The sequence below is a fragment of the Gilvimarinus sp. 1_MG-2023 genome (assembly GCF_030548285.1).
In genome coordinates this window covers 1-441 of record NZ_JAUOSC010000165.1, presented here as the reverse complement: position 1 = coordinate 441, position 441 = coordinate 1, and the positions used below count along the sequence as shown (strand labels likewise).

The following is a 441-nucleotide window of genomic DNA, read 5'->3' as shown; positions in this document are numbered from 1 at the left end:
GTACCGATCCCCACCAGCTGTTCGTTTTTGAGCTGTTGCTCCCGCAGTTGCTGGATTTCCTGCTGCTGGCGCTGGCGGGTTCGGATCAGTTGTGGAATCAGCGTCACCAGAATCAGCGCACTGAGCACAAAGGTGAGCCACATCCCCGACAAGTGCCAGTCGACCAGCGATACGCTGCTCATCGCGTGACCATGGTGCAATAACAACGGCTGATACCAGATACTGAGCAAACTGTAGTCGGCGACACATAATGCTGTCATCCAAATGGCCAGTATCCAGGGTAAGCCATAACTGGCGAGCACCAGCAGTACCAGAAAGTAAGAAATGAGCGGATTGGTGGCGCCACCGGTAAAAAACAGCAGTCCGGTAAATAACTGACACTCCAGTGACAGGTGTAAAAACAGTTGCCAGTCCTGGATGGCCCCTTGAGTGACTTGCCAC

The 441-nt window shown here is 53.5% G+C and carries 1 pseudogene; it reads right to left on the bottom strand.

Going from position 1 to position 441, the window contains the following annotated elements:
- Positions 1–441 (bottom strand): annotated as a pseudogene (locus Q4563_RS16240) (hypothetical protein); the annotation flags it as partial.